General features: G+C 35.1%; 15 protein-coding genes. 11 read left to right on the forward strand and 4 right to left on the reverse strand.

Annotated elements, in window-relative coordinates; genetic code table 11:
* Positions 1-184: 184 nt before the first annotated feature.
* Complete coding sequence (locus HF990_RS03505) at positions 185-865, forward strand: DUF554 domain-containing protein (protein WP_016838643.1); 681 nt, start codon at positions 185-187, stop codon at positions 863-865.
* Between the two features lie 361 nt (positions 866-1226).
* Here the strand turns inward: HF990_RS03505 and HF990_RS03510 are convergent, their stop codons facing one another.
* Positions 1227-2978, reverse strand: a complete 1752-nt coding sequence (locus HF990_RS03510; RefSeq protein ID WP_016838644.1) for a B12-binding domain-containing radical SAM protein — start codon at positions 2976-2978, stop codon at positions 1227-1229.
* Positions 2979-3090: 112 nt separating this feature from the next.
* Complete coding sequence (locus HF990_RS03515; protein ID WP_016838645.1) at positions 3091-3582, reverse strand: hypothetical protein; 492 nt, start codon at positions 3580-3582, stop codon at positions 3091-3093.
* A gap of 265 nt (positions 3583-3847) precedes the next feature.
* Between HF990_RS03515 and HF990_RS03520 the strand changes: the two genes are divergently transcribed.
* The 3 genes from HF990_RS03520 (at position 3848) to HF990_RS03530 (ending at position 7851) form a co-directional block, all read left to right on the forward strand.
* Positions 3848-4618, forward strand: coding sequence for a metallophosphoesterase family protein (locus HF990_RS03520; protein ID WP_168411983.1), 771 nt, complete (start codon positions 3848-3850; stop codon positions 4616-4618).
* A gap of 150 nt (positions 4619-4768) precedes the next feature.
* On the forward strand, positions 4769-6760 hold the full coding sequence (locus tag HF990_RS03525; RefSeq protein WP_016838647.1) for an ABC1 kinase family protein: 1992 nt from the start codon (positions 4769-4771) through the stop codon (positions 6758-6760).
* A gap of 203 nt (positions 6761-6963) precedes the next feature.
* Positions 6964-7851, forward strand: a complete 888-nt coding sequence (locus HF990_RS03530) for a 5'-3' exonuclease (RefSeq protein WP_096551710.1) — start codon at positions 6964-6966, stop codon at positions 7849-7851.
* Between the two features lie 44 nt (positions 7852-7895).
* Here the strand turns inward: HF990_RS03530 and HF990_RS03535 are convergent, their stop codons facing one another.
* Positions 7896-8414, reverse strand: a complete 519-nt coding sequence (locus HF990_RS03535; protein WP_096551708.1) for a C39 family peptidase — start codon at positions 8412-8414, stop codon at positions 7896-7898.
* A 323-nt stretch (positions 8415-8737) separates the two neighbouring features.
* Between HF990_RS03535 and HF990_RS03540 the strand changes: the two genes are divergently transcribed.
* The 4 genes from HF990_RS03540 to HF990_RS03555 all read left to right on the forward strand — a co-directional run bounded on the left by HF990_RS03540 (position 8738) and on the right by HF990_RS03555 (position 12471).
* Positions 8738-10216: a methyl-accepting chemotaxis protein gene (locus HF990_RS03540; protein WP_016838650.1), complete on the forward strand. Its 1479-nt coding sequence runs from the start codon at positions 8738-8740 to the stop codon at positions 10214-10216.
* A 174-nt stretch (positions 10217-10390) separates the two neighbouring features.
* On the forward strand, positions 10391-10528 hold the full coding sequence (locus HF990_RS03545) for a hypothetical protein (RefSeq protein WP_168411984.1): 138 nt from the start codon (positions 10391-10393) through the stop codon (positions 10526-10528).
* A 433-nt stretch (positions 10529-10961) separates the two neighbouring features.
* Positions 10962-11984: an NAD(P)H-dependent flavin oxidoreductase gene (locus HF990_RS03550; RefSeq protein WP_016838651.1), complete on the forward strand. Its 1023-nt coding sequence runs from the start codon at positions 10962-10964 to the stop codon at positions 11982-11984.
* A gap of 70 nt (positions 11985-12054) precedes the next feature.
* Positions 12055-12471: a hypothetical protein gene (locus HF990_RS03555; protein ID WP_016838652.1), complete on the forward strand. Its 417-nt coding sequence runs from the start codon at positions 12055-12057 to the stop codon at positions 12469-12471.
* Between the two features lie 54 nt (positions 12472-12525).
* On the opposite strand, the gene HF990_RS03560 is transcribed toward HF990_RS03555, so the two are convergent.
* Positions 12526-12846, reverse strand: a complete 321-nt coding sequence (locus HF990_RS03560) for a thioredoxin family protein (protein WP_016838653.1) — start codon at positions 12844-12846, stop codon at positions 12526-12528.
* Between the two features lie 327 nt (positions 12847-13173).
* Here HF990_RS03560 and HF990_RS03565 point away from each other — a divergent pair, with 327 nt between their 5' ends.
* The 3 genes from HF990_RS03565 to HF990_RS03575 are packed head-to-tail and all read left to right on the forward strand — an operon-like array spanning position 13174 to position 18584.
* Entirely contained in the window at positions 13174-15558 is a 2385-nt protein-coding gene (locus HF990_RS03565; RefSeq protein WP_168411985.1) for a 3-hydroxyacyl-CoA dehydrogenase/enoyl-CoA hydratase family protein, read from the forward strand.
* Positions 15559-15588: 30 nt separating this feature from the next.
* Positions 15589-16764 carry an acetyl-CoA C-acetyltransferase gene (locus HF990_RS03570; protein WP_168411986.1) on the forward strand — a complete coding sequence of 392 codons (1176 nt, stop codon included), beginning with the start codon at positions 15589-15591 and terminating at the stop codon, positions 16762-16764.
* A 38-nt stretch (positions 16765-16802) separates the two neighbouring features.
* Entirely contained in the window at positions 16803-18584 is a 1782-nt protein-coding gene (locus HF990_RS03575; protein ID WP_016838656.1) for an acyl-CoA dehydrogenase family protein, read from the forward strand.
* Positions 18585-18614 lie beyond the last annotated feature (30 nt).

Here is an 18614-nt window from a genome sequence, read left to right on the forward strand (position 1 = left end):
AACTTTTACGGGGGTTATTTTTTGTACATTGATAATAGAAATATGTGTTAAAACTTTTTAAAATTCTATTAGTATAAAAGTAAAATATGCTTCCTAATATAAGTTGTGTTAAAATTCTTTAATATTACAAAATTCAAATATTATTAAAGGATAGTTTTGTTACTTTTGATGGGAGTGTTAAGTGATGATTGGCACAATCGTAAATACAATTTGTATTCTGGTAGGGAGTTTTGTAGGAAGCGCATTAAAAAAGGGAATTAAAGAAGAATATCAATCTGCATTATTTACAGCCATGGGGTTTGCCGCTACTGCTTTAGGAATCAATGCGATTGTTCAAAATATGCCGAATAGCAAATATCCGGTCTTATTTATTGTTAGTTTATCTGTTGGTGGTTTAATTGGGACCATTATTGATTTTGATGGGAAATTTAAGAATGTTGTTGATCGGTTTTCTAAAACAGATTTAAGTAAGGGCTTGTCTACAGCCATTTTGCTATTTTGTATCGGTACTTTGTCGATATTAGGTCCGGTGGAAAGTGCTTTAAATAATAATCATACATACTTATTTACAAATGCTACGCTGGATTTAGTGACATCTATGGCTTTAGCTGCCACTTATGGAATCGGTATCGCCTTTGCTGCAGTTGTATTGTTTATTTGGCAAGGTTTGATTTATTTATGTGCAAAATATATTGAACCATTTTTAACAGCTGAACTAATGACGGAGGTTTCCATCGTAGGAGGCATTTTAATATTAAGCTCTGGATTATCGATTTTAGGGATTAAAGACAGCAAATCGTTAAATATGTTGCCAGCACTTTTTGTTCCTGTACTTTGGTTTATTGGATTAGCATTGTTTCAGTAAAAGTTAATGAATAGAAGGAAGGATTTTCAATACTAGTGGGAGATTACCCAAATAAGTAGGGTTGCTATCTGAACGAGCTTAGGTGGTATATGCACAAGCAAGGGTGGTATTTGCACGAGCTGATGTATTATCTGCACGAGTAGGAGAGTTTTATGCACAAGCAAGGTAGTTATTTGCACAAGAAGCACCGTATCTTCACGAGTAAGAGTGCAATCCACACGAGCAATGAGAAAATCCATGTTTTAATAAAAAAGTAGCATAAACCATCATTGATAAACTCCCTATTAGATAAACAGTTTTATTTTTTTTACTGTCTACCTAATAGGGAGCATAACAAACATTCGGTTTGTACTACTATTTTTTATTTTATGAGGTTTTTTGGAAACGTTGCAAAGTATGGAGTAGTTCCTTGTCTGAAGAAGACAAACAAATACGTATCACTTTCAACAATTTTTCCTTTTTTATATTCATCATAATCTATACTAAATGGAACGATAAGTGAATGCTTCACAAGTTCCTTTTCATTAATCTGCAATTGGGCAAATTCTTCTCCAACAATATTAGGAGATTCAATTAATTTCTTATTTATTGCTTTCAATTCTTCTTTTGGAATTCGTTCTTCCCACCAAAGCTTTCGAGGGTGGAATTGTTGCTTCGATAAGAAATCGAGCTTCATTAAACTATGAACGATACCTAAATTCACGTTTGGTAACGTGCGTAAAAATTCATCCAATCTCGTAAATAAGTCCTCCAATTGATGACCTATTCTCGACCATCCTTTTTCTTCCCAGAAAGTACCAAAGTTTTGGAAGAAATCGAATGGGGTTTCAAATACTTCTGACACTAGGTATTCAATTGTATCGTCCATTCGATGAGCATTCCAATATTTTTCGAGCACATCTTCCGCTTGTTTGATGCGAATAATTTCATCAAAGCTTAATACGTTGTTTGATAAAATTTCATAAGGTGCGATATCAACATATGTATATCCAAACTTTTCGGCTTCAATTCGTAAACCTGTACCGCGCAATAGTTTTAAGAAGCCGAGCTGCAATTCCTCTGGACGCATCGCAAATACATCATTAAATGTTTTGCGGAAACTCTCATAATCTTCTTCAGGAAGTCCAGCAATTAAATCTAAATGCTGATCGATCTTCCCGCCTTCTTTCACCATTGTGACCGTTCTTTTTAATTTTTCAAAGTTTTGTCTACGTTTCACCAATTCATTTGTTAAATCATTCGTAGATTGGACGCCAATTTCAAAACGGAATAAACCTGCTGGTGCATTGTCATTTAAAAATTGAATGACTTCAGGTCGCATAATATCAGCAGTAATTTCAAATTGGAACACCACGCCAGGTACATGCTCATCAATTAAAAATTGGAACATGTCCATTGCATAACTGCGACTAATGTTAAAAGTTCGGTCAACGAATTTAATTGTTTTTGCACCATTGGCCATTAAATAACGAATATCGTCTTTTATTTTTTCCCTATTAAAATAGCGAACGCCTACTTCAATAGAAGATAAGCAAAATTGACAGCTAAATGGGCAACCGCGGCTTGTTTCAATATATTGAATGCGTTTTGAAATAGAAGCTCGATCTTCTTCAAAACGGAATGGGCTTGGAAGTTCCCGTAAGTCAATTTTCTTTGGCTGTGGATGAATATTCATTTTTCCATCTTGTAAGTAAGCAATGCCTGGAACTTCTTCTAGTGGGATTTCTCCATGAACATATCGTAGCAATTGTTTAAAAGAATATTCACCTTCCCCCATAATGATGAAATCAACAAGCCCTTCCAATCGTCGCAACCAATAATGTACATCATAAGAGACTTCCGGCCCGCCTAATACAATTTTTGTATGTGGGCTAACAACTCGCAGCATTTGAATAACCTTAATCGTTTCTTCGATATTCCAAATATAGCAACTAAAACCGACTAAATCGGGTTTTCTTTGATGAAGATCAGTCACAATATTTAATGTCGGTTCTTTTATCGTAAATTCTACAATCGTTGGGTCAAACTCCGGACGTGCGAATGCTTTTAAATAACGAATGGCCAAGTTCGTATGAATGTATTTGGCGTTCAAAGTTGTTAATAATATATTCATCAGTCGAACTCCTTTAAATCCTATTGGTAGAATGAAATACTTTGATTACCATCACTATTATACACTGATAACTCTAGACTATCTTGTATTAAAAAAAATCAGTCACTTTCATCTATTCATAAATGATTTTCACGTGGTGATTTTCAACATAATTTGGATCATCTAAAGACAAAATATATAATTCCATTTCTAAATCATTTTTAAATTCGGGAAATTCGATGTCTTCTAATTGTTGGATGACTAGTTTTGCAGTGGCTGCTTTTTGTGGTGAGATTTCCTGTTCCAATTGATAAATCGCTTCATCTACCATCCGATCATCTACTGATAGTCTTTGTGCTTGTATTTTCATTGTATCTTTTCGTTTATTTAAAATGTCAAACGTAATCGTGACAGTTTGTTTCGATTGTTCTTTGTTTTTCTTCATGTTTAATATGGTGATTTTTACATTTTCATTATCAACGACTAATTGGTTGATTTCTCTAAATTCGTGATTAGATTTTTTTCTATCGTTTTCTGGCGTACCTAAGTTTGCTTCTGAGGGTACACCACAAGCATACAATATGAAGATAGGCAAGAATAAGAAAATTAGAAACAACTTCCTCATAAGAATCTCCTTTACCAAAGAAATAGATTAATTTTCATTATGAAATAATGTCGTATAAACTATACGTGATTCGATTCGTATGAATAAACATTTATAGAATAATTAAAATAATAAACTATTAGTCAATATGAAATTCTTAAATTGTATAGAATTTCGCGGAATATTCATATAATTCTGTAGTATAATTGAATAAAAATTGAACGGATTGAAAATTTTAGAAAACATTCAACTTTCTCTTTTGAGTGTTGAATAAAGAGGTGTATAAATGGATAAAGTATTTGCCATTGGAGATATACATGGAAGTTTTCATTTATTAGAGAAAGTATTGCAGTACTGGAAACCCGATGAAGAGATGCTTATTTTTTTAGGTGACTATATTGACAGGGGAAATGATAGCTTAAAAGTATTGCGCAAAGTGATGGAGCTATCAAAAGATTATAAGGTGATTACGTTAAGTGGAAACCATGAACAAATCTTCTTGAACTGGTTAAAAAAGCCGAAAGAAATGGCAGAATTTTATTTCCATCCGAAAGTTGGAGGTGCAAGCACCATCCAAAGTTTTTATTCCGAATATTCCAGCGAACACGAACAAACTGTAGATGAAATGAATGTTGAACAAATAGTCGAATTTATCAAAACGCATTTTGAAGATGAAATTGAATTTATAAAAAATCTTCGTTTGTATTATTATTGGAATCCGTTTGTTTTTGTTCACGCAGGGATCAATGCAAAAGTAGAAGATTTTTTAGAAACAAGTACGGATGAATTTCTGTGGATACGTGAAGAATTTACGAAAGTCCCCCATAAAGCAAAAGAATATGTCGTATTTGGCCATACACCAACATTATTATTAAATGAAGATGGTTCGAGCAAAGTATGGATTTCACCTTGCCGTAAAAAAATCGGTATTGATGGAGGGGGAAATATTTATGAGGGTGGAAATATCCATGGGGTTCGTTTCCACAAAAAATCAACAGATATTGAAATATATTCTGTAAATGAAAGGGAGAGTATTACGAATTATTTTACATTATAGATAGGATTCACCTCCAAGTGAATCCTTTTTTGTATGAATTTCGTTTGGAAAATAGAAGAAATCAATTTAATAACAACGCTTAGGAATGACAAGAATGAAACTTTAGCCATACTAATTTTAATGGATATTCGATTGGAAGTGGTGAAGTGAATGAGTACAATTAGCGCACTTTTGCAAATATTAATTGTGTCAATCATTATATTTTTTATTAGCGGAAGGCTTATTGGTTCCAATGTGAACTTATTTAGAAGAGTATTGTCCGTCATCATCAGCGTCTCATTCACTACTTTTGTGTTTTGGTATACGTTTGTTCGGGAAAATGCACAATATCATACTGAAGATGGCGTTGTAAGTGTTGCAACGTTATTATGGATCGGAAGCATGTTGCTTATTTCCATGCTGATTTATTTATTCTTTGAGCTATTTGATCCGATTGCATTAGATGAAAATACTGGGCGTTATTCGGAAAAGAAGACGATTTTTAGGAAAGCATTGAATTATTGGCGTTATCAAAAGCGTCTACGAACGGTATTAAAAGTAGCTGTAACGAACGGCATTACAAGAACGGTAAAATATGCGCGAAGTCGCGATACAGATAGACAGTTAGCAATTGCATTGCGTTCTACTCTTGAAGAGAGCGGTGGCATTTTTATAAAGTTTGGACAAGTGTTATCAACTAGAAAAGAATTGTTTTCCCCAATCTTCATTGAAGAACTAAAAAAATTGCAGCAAAAAGTATCGCCAATGACCTTTGATGAAGTAAAAAGGATATTAAAAGAAAATTTTTCATGCGAAATCGATGAGGTCTTTTCTTTTTTTGACGAGAAACCATTAGCAGCAGCTTCCATTGGACAAGTTCATCGAGCGGTTTTAAAAAATTCTCATGAAGAAGTGGTTGTAAAAATTTTAAGACCGCAAGTAAAAACAATTATGAGGGAAGATTTAAGTATATTATTGGAATTTGCAGATTGGATTACGACGAAATCCCAGTGGGCTGAAAGTTTTGGGTTCAAATCGTTAGCAGAAGGATTTGCCAATTCAATGAAAGAGGAAACGGATTTCGAAATAGAAGCCCGCAATATGATCCAAATTCGAAATATATTAAAACGGAGTAAACTGAATGTCAAAATTCCACAAGTTTATGAAGAATTAAGTAATGAAAATATTTTAGTAATGGAATATGTAAAAGGTGTAAGCATTTCGGATTTAGATAAAATAGAGGATCTTTCCTTTGATCGAAAAGAGCTTGCGCGAACGATTGTTTATTCTTATTTAGAACAAGCGTTAATATCAGGAATTTTTCATGCTGACCCGCATCCAGGAAATATTTCTGTTAATCCAGAAACAGGGGAAGTAGCGATTCTTGACTTTGGAGCAGTTTGTCGATTATCAGGGCAACAACAAGAAGGATTAAAACTATTTTTCATGGGTATTCAGCAGGGAGATTCGTCGTTATTATACGATGCAATTTCCTTGCTAATCAAAAATAAAAATGAAATTAACCGTCAAGAATTGGAACAAGCGATTGGCCAAATTTTATTAAAAATAACATATGTTAATAAAGTTCCAACAGATGAAACGATTTATTCCATTTTTACAGTCATTAGAGAATCGGGGTTACAGTTTTATTCATCCGTCAGCTTGGCTCTCAGGGTAATCATTACATTAGACGGCACAATCAATATGATCGATCCTACTTTTAATATTTTTGAAGAAGCGAAGAAATTTACAAATGATTATATGAAATCTTCGTTAAGAAAACCGATTACAGAGCCAATTGAAACGATGGAGAAAATGCAAGAAGAATTGGCAATACTAATACCGAATTTGCGAAAAATTCCAAGGCGGATTGACCAATTAATTCGAAAAGTTGAAGATGGAAAAGTGATCTTGCATCACGACATCTTTTCGGATAAAACCAACTCCAAATTTGTGACGCAATTGTTTTCAAAATTTGTCTTATTGATGGTGGGCATTACATTTGGAATTATTTCAACAGCACTTCTAGCCATTTCCCAATTTATTGAAACTGCCTATGCGATTTATTTAAATACAGCAGCATATCTCGGATTATTTTTATGTTCCATTTTACTTGTACGATTATCGATTCAAGCAATTCGCGATATGAAACGGAGAGATTAATGAAAGCACTTTTCCCATATGCAATGAAATAGTCTAAACTGATAGGAGGATAATATGTTCTATTTTATGAACGTATTATCCTCTTCTTTTGTTTGTCAGCAGTAGCGTCACTTAGAATTGTAATAGGGAAGGAGAATTTTTCCGTCGCAAATGGGCTGTCTCAACATGTTATAATGAATGAAGTAGAAAGTGAGGATTTTTGAATGAATAATCAACCACATCTTTTAGTCATTGACGGAATGGCTCTATTATTCCGTTCTTTTTATGCCACGAGTGTAATGGGACATTTTCAATATTTACCGGATGGCAGACCATCAAATGGGGTGCAAGGTTTTGCACGACATGTTTTAACAGCCCAATCAATTATTAAGCCCAGCCATATTGCAATTTGTTGGGATATGGGAGCTAACACATTTCGCAATGAACTATTTGAAGGATACAAAACGAATCGAAGCGAGCCACCGGAAGAAATGATTCCACAATTTGACATGGCAAAGGAAGTTTCTGAGTGGATTGGCTGGAAAAACATTGGAGAAGCAGGAATGGAAGCGGATGATTGCATTGGTTCCATCGTTGAAAAATGGAAGGAAGAAGCCCAAATTACAATAATTAGTGGCGATAAAGATTTATTGCAATTATTGAATCCTTCGACGAACATCGCTTTTACAAAAAAAGGATATTCTGAGTATGATGTCTATACAATGGAACGATTTAAAGAGGAATATGCGATTGAACCTCATCAATTTGTAGATGTGAAAGCATTCATGGGAGATTCGAGCGACGGCTATCCAGGGGTCAAAGGCATTGGACCGAAAACAGCGCTGCAATTGATTCAAAAATACGGTTCTGTTGAAGGAGTATTACAAAATTTAGATGAATTAAAACCAGGTCAACGAAATAAAATTGCAGATAATCTGGAAATGTTAAAGCTTTCTTATCGATTAGCATCCATAGAAAAAAACATACCAATCAAAGAACGTTTAGAAGATCTCTCTGTACCTGAATATTCCGCTAACACTTTCAATCAACTAGCAAACAAGGGCTTTACATCCATTGCAAAACATGCCTATTCACTATATACATGTATATAAAGTATTGAGAAGGGACACAAACTTGTTTGAATGTTTGAGTCCCTTTATTTTTTCTTTCTTGGCTCAATTTTTACGAAGCTAATCACTTTATAGTTTTGAGAATAGGGAACTTTTCGTATTTGACTATCACGATTTATTCCCCCATTATCATGCACAATTAATAATAACTCATTTTGCTCAATTTCATAGCCAATGAAAGGAACCCAATGATAGGTAAAAGTAGGTTTTGATTTCCATTGTAGAGTAAAGTATTTATCAAATTTTATTGCTACTGGCCTGCCCTCATCGATTTGTTTCATCGCTTCCTTTAATGAACAGTTTTTTACAACCCAGTCCGTTCCTAAATAGTTTTGTAAATTTTTAATAAGCCTCCAGCGAAATAAACCGATTTTCGTTGTACCTAGCATTCGATAAAGGATATTTACATTCTGTGCAACATGTTTTCCAAACATAAATTTCAACATAACGAATATTGTAGTAGGTCCACAGGCAGAGTTTTGGTAGGCTGGATAAACTTCAGGGCTGAATTGAGACATTCCTTCTAAAGGTATGAACTTTTTCATAGCATCACCTTGTTCAATATTATAAGTAATATAAATTTTTTTGAAAGACTAGGGTAGTAATGAACATAAAATGATGATTGCACTAAGTCTTACTGCAAGTTTTATTGATATAATTTTCAGAATTAATAAGAAAAATTAGAAAAATGAAGGAATTTTTGGTAAGTATATCGAATAATAAAGCAGAGTTGTATTTCCTAGGAAATATACTCAACTTAAATAGTTCGAATCTTGCATCAAATCATCAGTTATAGTGATTTTTTGATGTTTTTATTTGCGTGAATAATCAAATAGTCCTTACCACAAAAAGAAAGGGGAAGAATTGAATGTATCAAGATCAATACAACACTCACAGAGTTCATAAAGTCAATCTTCTACTAACTATTATTTTAGTATTTCTTATTTGTGTACCGATTGTTTCATCTAGGGGATTTGAAGAGGGAGCAATTATTATTGTAGCGGGCTTGATTGTTCTTGTGATGTCGATAATCACTTTCTTTTTACCAATCAATACATATGTAAAAGGCTTAACCATATCATTAATTCCAAGTATAGTGGTATTAGCACTCTTAATTTTGGATGGATTTTCTATTATTAAACACTATATTATTATTCTTACAATTGCGATGGTTACACTCTATTTTAAGAAAGAACTGATTTTAGCGTTAGGTCTTTTGCTAGATGTAGTATATCTCGTATTATTTTTCCTTTTGCCAGAAAACTTATTAGGACTGAATAACAATTTTTCTGGGTTCTTGACTGTCTTCTTTATCATAAATGCATTTATGGTTCTTTTATATTTGCTGATGAAATGGGGAAGACAACTGATTGTTGATGCATTTCAAAAAGAACTTGAAGCGAAAGAGGGAATGAATAAGTTAACATCCACTTTTGCATCCATCGAATCTGTATCTGATTTGCTTGATAACCATATTACAAAATTTAATACAGAATTAAATACGATCTTTAGTTCAAGTAAAGACATTGTACAATCAGCAGAACAAATGGGTACTAGTATACAAGAAGAGGCGAATAGTGTAAATATCATCAATGATTCAATGGTTCAATCATCAGAAAAAATGGGACAAATCGTTATCGTTGCTGAAGATATTGTAAAAAAATCGGAAAATATGAATAGAAAAGTACAAGAAGGTTGGAATAAAATCAATCAAGTAACTGATTATATGGATTCAGTTGGTACAACGATTAGCAATACAGTTATAACGGTTTCTGATTTGCAAACTAGTTTAGAAAGGGTAAATACATTACTCGAAAGTATAAAAGAAATTGCAGATCAAACGAACTTGCTTGCACTGAATGCTGCCATTGAATCGGCTCGTGCTGGTGAGCATGGAAAGGGATTCGCAGTAGTAGCGGAAGAAGTAAGAAAACTAGCTGAACAAAGTGCCCAAATGACAGAGAATATTAAATTGGTGACGGATGAATTATTCAACAAATCCAAAATAGCTCAAGAAAAATCAGCTCAAGGAGAAAGTGCGATTACGGAAGGTAGATTATTGCTTAAGGAAATTTCTCATTTCTTTGAAGAAATAAAAAGTACATTTACAGAAATTCATAATGGACTATCAATGGAAATGTCAGAAATCGAATTGGCAAATCATAATTTCTTTACAATTCGAAATCAAATTGAAAACGTATCTGCTATATCTGAAGAAAATGCTGCGTCAACGGAAGAAATAATCTCTACATTAGAAAATACACATGATTTAATCGCTTCTATACATTCATCAATAAACGAAATAAATGTATTAATTAAACAGTTGAGAGACTTGACAAAAAGTTAGTATTATCAGTTCTCTGGATTAGTTCATCGCGATGAATGGGAATGTTTACGATTAAAATTATTATTGTCCTCCTGTTAATTTCTTTTAGATTCTCAATAGGTATAATTTTACTTTAAGGCCCAAATAATAGATTTGAAAATCCAGATTTATTTGGCGAAAAAATAGGAGGACAATATGAAATTTATACAGACACTAACGGATAAAGTCGCTAAAAAAAAGGGGCTTGGATTACTATTGCCATTTGGTCGACAACAATCGGAGCGAGTGTTCCATCAAACTGTTTATCCTATAGAAATAAAGAAATTTTCCTAGAATTACCATTGTATACTATAATATATTAAGAAGTATTAATAGGAACTGGAAAACCCTGTCTAATTTAAAAAAGGTGAAATCTACGTCTTTTTAATATTGAGCAGGGTTTTGTTAATGTTTATCATCATTTCATGAAAAAATTTCCTAATATATTATTTTTTGAATTTAAATTCAAAAATTTGTAATTTTTGTAAAATCGTTTGATAATAGAGAAAAGATGAATTGTTAAGCTTTAATGTTATCAAAGAAGCGGCTCAGCTGTGGATACACAGAAACAATATTACGCTTTAATCAAATGTATTGTTTAAAATACATCCACTTCCATATTAAAGAGCTGTTCTGTTTGTGAAAAAGGTTGTAGTTTGAAGTAACTCCTATAAATTTTTGTGAATGTCTAAAAGACTATATATTGATTGAAAGGAGTAGATATTACATGTTCAGCAACTTAAAATATCCAATAATTCAAGCGCCGATGGCAGGGGGGATTGCAACGGTCGATTTAGCTCTTGCAGTTTCACAAAATGGTGGACTTGGGTTTCTAGCAGCGGGTTATAAAACTCCAGAAGCAATCGAGCAGGAAATCATCAAATGCAAAGAAGCCGCTTTGCCTTTTGGGGTGAATATTTTTGTTCCTCAAAACGACTCCCTTGATGAGTCATTGTATTTGTATAAGGAGCGCCTTGAAGAAGATTTCCAAATTCCATTAACAATTCCAAAACCCGATGACGATTATTGGACGGAAAAATTGGAGTTAGTCAAGACGTATAAAGTCCCTTATGTTTCGTTTACATTTGGTTGTCCAACCAATGAAATCATTGAACAAATTAAAGAGAATGGCAGCTATGTAATCGTTACGGTGACCAATTTAGAGGAAGCAAAAATTGCTGTACAACAAGGAGCAGATGCAATTTGTTTACAGGGGATAGAAGCTGGAGGGCATCGAGCAACTTTTCAAAATGTGGATGAAGAATCTTATGTACCACTGATGGAATTCATATCTACGGTTCGAAAAGAAATGGCAGTTCCAATAATTGCTGCTGGAGGCATTATTAATGGTAAGGACATTCACCTCGCATTAAATGCTGGAGCTGATGTGGTGCAGCTAGGTACGGCTTTCCTTTGTACAGAAGAAAGCGGAGCTAACCCAGTTTATAAACAGGCTCTTCAATCTGGAGAGTTTACAGAAACAGCCCTTACACGTACATTTTCAGGTCGACTTGCGCGGGGATTGAAAAATGAATTTATGGTGAAGTATGAAAGCATTGCACCAGCCATTTATCCCGCTGTCAATACATTAACGCAGCCGATTCGTGCAAAAGCATTGAAAGATCAAAACCCTCAAGCCATGTCACTTTGGGCAAGTACACGTTTTAAAGAGATTCAGTCAGGTACAGTAAAAGAGATATTTGACCGACTTATTAAAGAATTGGAGCTATGTCGCTCTTCATGTATTTAGACATAGGGGAAATTTGTTGTGACATATAATGATTGAAAATTCTTTCAATTTGTAGGCAAGGGGGACATTTGTGAAGAAAATTTGGCCATATGTATGGAAAATAATTTGGTTTGTTGGGTTAATTATTTTAACAATTATTAGTTATAATATTGAACAACATTTATCAAATAAAGTTCTTTATAACGTAACTCCATTAAATTGGAGTCATTTTATCATTCATTTTATTTGGGGGATTTATTTATCGCTTATTTGTATTAATAGATGGAAGATTCAGTTCAACTTTCCATTATTCATTTGCGTATTTATTCCTAGTTTTGTGTTATCGCTTTATCTTCCTTTAACTTCGGTGTCAATCATTAACATCCCTGTAGGTATGTGGTTTGCTAAAGTTTACTCTTCAGGATTGATTGAAATAGTAGCCGGTTTATCGTTAATGGTTAGCTTATTTTATCCTGCGAAAAATGAAAAAGAAAACATATTTTTATAGAAATTGAAAGGACATAACTTTTTTGATAGAAGTTATGTCCTAAATTTTTCAAAGTTACACCGTTTGCGCATCCAAAAATTGCGTTACATCTTCCGGTGTTTTGGCGTTGGCACTATGAAGGTGAGCTAATTTTTCACCGTTTTTATAAATTAATAAACTTGGAATTCCCAATACTTGATATTTTTCAGCCAGTTCTGGGAAATCATCGCGATTGATTTCGAACCATTCATACTGATTGTACTTTTCAATAATCGGATCAATAAACATGTTCATGCGTACACAATCAGGGCACCAACCTGCATAAAATTTAACTATCACTGGCTCGTCCTTGCTAATAATTTCATTAAATTGTTCAATTGACGTAATTTCTTTCAATTTTTTCGCCTCCTTACCTAGTAGTTTACACATTTTAGCGAATGTCGGAAAGAAATATGTTTGGAGTGTAAATAACAAACTATTAAAATATCAATTAATTTTTCGAAAATTTTAATAAAAGGATTGCGAAATTCTGTAAAATCATCTACACTAAATACAAGAATAGTTGCTTCATGTATTTTTTTTAAACTAGAAATGAATAGCCATTCATTTTCTTGAAAAAAACATCTTCAAATGAGGAATTGAATAAACTATGAATGAACAAAGGGGAAACTTATAGCGAAAATGAATGATTGTTCATTCAAAAGAGTGAAGGGGGAATTGTTTGTGACGTATAAAATTGAAAAAGTAGCAGTAATTGGATCTGGGGTTATGGGTTCCGGTATTGCAGCTCATTTAGTAAATATCGGTATACCAACATATATGTTGGATATTGTTCCAAAAGAACTAACGAAAGAAGAACAAGAAAAAGGATTGACACTTGAACATCCAACAGTGAGAAACCGCATTGTGAATAATGCTGTACAAAAATTGTTGAAACAAAAACCAGCTCCGCTAACTTCACCAAAAAATTTAGCACTGTTAACAGTTGGGAATTTAGAGGACGATTTAGATAAGTTAAAAGAAGTAGATTGGATTATTGAAGTAGTTGTCGAAAATCTTGATGTGAAGCGAAACTTATTCGAAAAAATAGAACAGGTGCGAAAGCCTGGTGCCATCGTTAGCTCAAACACTTCCGGAATCAGTGTAAATAAGATGGTGGAAGGCAGAACGGAAGAATTCCAAAAACATTTTTTAGGAACGCATTTTTTCAATCCGCCACGCTATCTAAAATTGCTTGAAATTATTCCTACTGAACATACATCGCCAGACGTTGTAACCTTTATGAAAAATTTTGCGGAAGATGTGTTAGGCAAAGGAGTTGTAATAGGTAAGGATACACCAAATTTCGTGGCCAACCGAATTGGTACGTATGGCTTGCATATTACACTCCATGAAATGCTAAAACGAGGATATTCAGTTGGAGAAGTAGATTCAGTAACAGGACCTTTAATTGGCAGACCGAAATCTGCAACTTTCCGGACACTTGATGTGGTAGGGTTGGATACGTTTATTCATGTGGCAAAAACAGTGTATGACCAAACTACTGGTGAAGAACAAAAAATTTTTGAAGTTCCAGAACTGATTCATAAGTTAGTGGAAAGAGGAGCCCTCGGTGCAAAATCTGGTCAAGGTTTCTATGTGAAGAAAGGAAAAGACATTTACGAAATCGATCCAAACACGCTAGAGTATGTTCCACAAAAGAAATTAAAAGCTCCTTCCATCGAAATGGCAAAACAAACAAAAGGGTTAGATAACAAGTTAAAAACATTAGTATACGCAAATGACCGAGCTGGTGAACTACTGTGGAATATTTTTGCTCCAACATTGATCTATTCTGCAGAATTAAACGGCATTATTGCAGACAACATTGTGGAAATCGACAATGCCATGAAATGGGGATTCGGTTGGAGCCAAGGTCCGTTTGAAATGTGGGATGCAATCGGCGTAGAAAAATCCGTTGCGAAAATGGAAGAAGAAGGTCGCAATGTTCCTGAATTTGTGAAAAAACTATTAGCGAAAGGCTATAAATCATTCTATCAAGAAATAGATGGCCAATTAGCATTCTTTAATGGAGAAGATTATGAAATTATTCCTGTCAATGAAAAAGCAATTGATTTAAAACGTTACAAAAAACAGCACGGCGTTCTTAAATCAAACTCTGGTGCTAGTTTGATTAATATCGGGGACGGCATTTTACTTCTTGAATTCCATTCGAAATCAAATGCCATTGGATTAGACATCATTCAAATGATTAACTATGCAATCGATGAAGTAGAAGCAAATTACAAAGGGCTTGTCATCGGAAACCAAGGAAAGAATTTCTGCGTTGGTGCAAACCTTGGCATGATTTTAATGGAAGCGCAAGATGACAACATATTTGAACTTGATTATGTTGTGCGTGCATTCCAAAAAACGATGCGTCGCATTAAATATTCGAGAAAACCAGTTGTGGCAGCTCCGTTTGGCATGACACTCGGAGGTGGAGCGGAAGTTTGCTTGCCAGCAGCACGCATTCAAGCTTCAGCAGAAACGTATATGGGACTAGTGGAAGTTGGTGTTGGATTAATTCCAGGAGGCGGCGGAAACTTAGCTCTCTATGAAAAGGCATTGGAAGGTCTTCCAAAAGGTGTGGAAATTGATTATCAAGCCGTTGCGAATAAAGTATTTGAAACAATTGCGATGGCGAAAGTGTCCACTTCTGCGGAAGAAGCTCGAGAAAATAACTTCTTAAGCAATCAAGATGGCATTTCCGTAAATCCGGATCATCTTATTTACGATGCGAAGCAAGTAGCACTTTCCTTATATGAATCTGGTTATAAGCCACCAGTGAAAAAGAAAATCAAAGTGGTTGGTGCACCTGGTTATGCAACGATGTTGTTAGGAGCACAGAACATGTACACAGCAGGTTATATTTCAGAACACGATTTAAAAATTGCGAAAAAACTTGCTTATGTACTGGCTGGAGGCCTTGTACCATATGGAACGGAAGTAGATGAAGAATATTTGTTAAATTTAGAACGCCAAGCGTTTTTAGAGCTTGTGGCTGACCGTAAATCTCAAGAGCGTATGCAACATATGCTCGTAACTGGTAAGCCGTTGCGCAATTAATTCGGAAAAAGAAACAAAGGGGGATGTAATATGCGTGAAGCAGTTATAGTGTCAGGAGCGAGAACGCCAATTGGTAAAGCAAAAAAAGGGTCACTCGCTCAAATGCGACCAGATGATTTCGGCGCAATCGTAGTAAAAGAAGCCATTCAGCGTGCAGGCTATGAGGGAGAAATAGATGATTTAATTTTAGGATGTGCAATGCCTGAAGCGGAGCAAGGCATGAACGTAGCAAGAAATATTGGAGCATTAGCAGGACTACCAGATACAACTCCTGCGATTACAATTAATCGTTTCTGTTCTTCAGGTTTACAATCCATTGCATATGCAGCTGAAAGAATTATGCTTGGTCATGCGAAGGCTATTGTTGCTGGTGGAGTAGAGTCAATGAGCATGGTGCCAATGATGGGACACGTTGTTCGACCAAATCCAAAATTGGCAGAAGAAGCGCCACAATACTACATGAGCATGGGCCATACGGCGGAAGAAGTTGCAAAACGTTATGGTGTTAGCCGTGAAGATCAAGACGATTTTGCGGTGCGTTCTCACGAATTGGCTTATAAGGCGATTCAAGAAGGAAAATTCAACGATGAGATTGTTCCAATTGATGTTGTACAGCATTACGTTGATGAGAATAACACGTTAAAAGAAAAACGCTTTACATTTTCTATGGATGATGGGGTACGACCAGATACATCGAAAGAAGTTTTAAGTAAACTGCGTCCAGCATTCAGTATAAATGGAACGGTAACAGCGGGTAATGCTTCACAAACTTCTGACGGGGCTGCAGCACTTCTTGTGATGGATCGAGAAGAAGCTGAAAAGCAGGGATTAAAACCGATGGCAAAATTCTTAAGCTTTGCAGTGGGCGGCGTTCCACCTGAAGTGATGGGAATTGGACCAATTGAAGCAGTGCCAAAAGCGTTAAAACTTGCAGGGTTAAAACAAGAGGATATCGACTTATGGGAACTAAATGAAGCATTTGCTTCTCAATCTATTCAAGTTATTCGTCATCTTGGTCTCGATCTTAATAAAGTTAATGTAAATGGCGGTGCGATTGCGTTAGGACACCCGCTTGGAGCGACGGGAGCAATATTGACGTTAAAGCTAATCCATGAATTAAGACGACAAGAAAAGAAATATGGCGTTGTTACGATGTGTATCGGTGGCGGTATGGGAGCTGCTGGCGTGTTGGAAGTTCTATATTAATCAATTTGTTAGCAATAAATCGATAGGGAGGAATTGACATGGTTCAAACAACAGATTTTGTAAAGGGTGGAAGTTTTTTAATTGAAGATGTAGATTTAGAAAAAGTATTTACACCTGAAGATTTTACTGAAGAACATTTAATGATTGCTAAAACGACGGAAGAGTTTGTAGAAAATGAAGTATTGCCGTTAATAGATAAATTGGAAAATCATGAATTTGAACACTCCGTAAAATTAATGAAACAAGCAGGTGAACTAGGGCTACTTGCTGCAGACATTCCTGAAGAATATGAAGGTCTTGGATTAGATAAAATTACATCAGCTCTTATCGGCGAAAAAATGTCTCGCGCAGGAGGCTTTAGCTTAACGCACGGTGCTCATGTAGGAATTGGATCATTACCGATTGTCCTGTTTGGAAATGACGATCAAAAGAAAAAATATTTACCGAAATTGGCTAGCGGTGAATGGATTGCTGCATACGCATTAACAGAGCCAGGATCCGGTTCCGATGCGTTAGGTGCAAAAACAACTGCGAAATTAAATGAGGCAGGAACTCATTATATTCTTAACGGTGAAAAACAATGGATTACGAACTCAGGCTTTGCAGATGTATTCGTTGTGTATGCGAAGGTAGATGGTGAGCATTTTACAGCATTCATCGTTGAACGTTCATTCCCTGGCGTTTCTGTTGGTGCAGAAGAGAAGAAAATGGGTATTAAATCTTCATCTACTCGTACATTGATTTTAGAAGATGTACCAGTTCCAGTGGAAAATGTATTAGGGGAAATTGGTCGAGGACATGTTGTGGCATTCAACATTTTAAATATCGGTCGTTATAAATTAGGTATTGGTACAGTGGGTGCATCAAAAAGAGCATTGGAGCTAGCAATCCAATATACAAATCAACGCAAACAATTTAACACACCGATTTCTAGCTTCAATTTAACAAAAGAAAAAATTGCGACAATGGCATCTGAACTATATGCTTCTGAATCGTTGAATTACCGTACAGTAGGATATTTCGAAGATCGTTTTAGCAAACTTTCTTCTGAAGAATTAAAAGATGGTAAAGCGGTAGCAAAAGCTGTTGCGGAATATGCAATTGAATGCTCGATTGCAAAAGTTGTTGGTTCTGAAACATTAGATTACATTGCGGATGAAGCAGTACAGCTTCATGGTGGATATGGTTTTATGTCTGAATATGAAGTGGAACGCATTTACCGCGACTCCCGTATCAACCGTATTTTCGAAGGAACAAATGAAATTAACCGTTTAATAGTACCTGGTACATTCATGAAAAAAGCATTGAAAGGAGAACTTCCTTTATTACAAGTTGCTCAAAACTTGCAACAAGAACTTCTCATGCTCATGCCTGAAGAGGTTAGCGATGAGCCATTAGCACAAGAAAAATATCTTGTGAAAAATGCGAAGAAAATTGGTATCTTAGCTGCTGGTGTTGCTGCTCAACGCTTCGGTACAAAACTTGAACAGGAACAAGAGGTATTGGTAAATATTGCGAATATCGCAAACTTTGTATATGCAATGGAATCAGCAGTATTACGCACTGCAAAAGCAATTGAACGCGACGGACTTGAAAAAGCGAAGCAAAAATTACTATATACTCAAATTTATTGCCAAGAAGCCTTTGCTGAAATTGAAAAAGAGGCAAAAGAAATTGTCATTGCTTCTGTTGAGGGAGATAATGCACGTATAACACTTTCTGCTTTACGTAAATTAACTCGTCACAATCCTTATAATTTAATCTTGAAAAAACGTGAAGCTGCTGAACGACTAATTGCAGCAGAAAAATATATCGTGTAATGGTAGAGAGCTGCTCACAAGTGAATCACT

Source organism: Ureibacillus thermosphaericus, assembly GCF_012396605.1.
In the GTDB taxonomy this organism is placed as follows: domain Bacteria; phylum Bacillota; class Bacilli; order Bacillales_A; family Planococcaceae; genus Ureibacillus; species Ureibacillus thermosphaericus.

Excerpts from the sequence above, each read along its gene's own strand:
- HF990_RS03545 (WP_168411984.1), top strand. The coding sequence starts at position 10,391 with ATGAAATTTATACAGACACTAACGGATAAAGTCGCTAAAAAAAAGGGG.
- HF990_RS03510 (WP_016838644.1), bottom strand. The coding sequence starts at position 2,978 with ATGAATATATTATTAACAACTTTGAACGCCAAATACATTCATACGAAC.
- HF990_RS03540 (WP_016838650.1), top strand. The coding sequence starts at position 8,738 with ATGTATCAAGATCAATACAACACTCACAGAGTTCATAAAGTCAATCTT.
- HF990_RS03530 (WP_096551710.1), top strand. The coding sequence starts at position 6,964 with ATGAATAATCAACCACATCTTTTAGTCATTGACGGAATGGCTCTATTA.
- HF990_RS03570 (WP_168411986.1), top strand. The coding sequence starts at position 15,589 with ATGCGTGAAGCAGTTATAGTGTCAGGAGCGAGAACGCCAATTGGTAAA.
- HF990_RS03520 (WP_168411983.1), top strand. The coding sequence starts at position 3,848 with ATGGATAAAGTATTTGCCATTGGAGATATACATGGAAGTTTTCATTTA.
- HF990_RS03550 (WP_016838651.1), top strand. The coding sequence starts at position 10,962 with ATGTTCAGCAACTTAAAATATCCAATAATTCAAGCGCCGATGGCAGGG.
- HF990_RS03535 (WP_096551708.1), bottom strand. The coding sequence starts at position 8,414 with ATGAAAAAGTTCATACCTTTAGAAGGAATGTCTCAATTCAGCCCTGAA.
- HF990_RS03515 (WP_016838645.1), bottom strand. The coding sequence starts at position 3,582 with ATGAGGAAGTTGTTTCTAATTTTCTTATTCTTGCCTATCTTCATATTG.
- HF990_RS03575 (WP_016838656.1), top strand. The coding sequence starts at position 16,803 with ATGGTTCAAACAACAGATTTTGTAAAGGGTGGAAGTTTTTTAATTGAA.
- HF990_RS03505 (WP_016838643.1), top strand. The coding sequence starts at position 185 with ATGATTGGCACAATCGTAAATACAATTTGTATTCTGGTAGGGAGTTTT.
- HF990_RS03525 (WP_016838647.1), top strand. The coding sequence starts at position 4,769 with ATGAGTACAATTAGCGCACTTTTGCAAATATTAATTGTGTCAATCATT.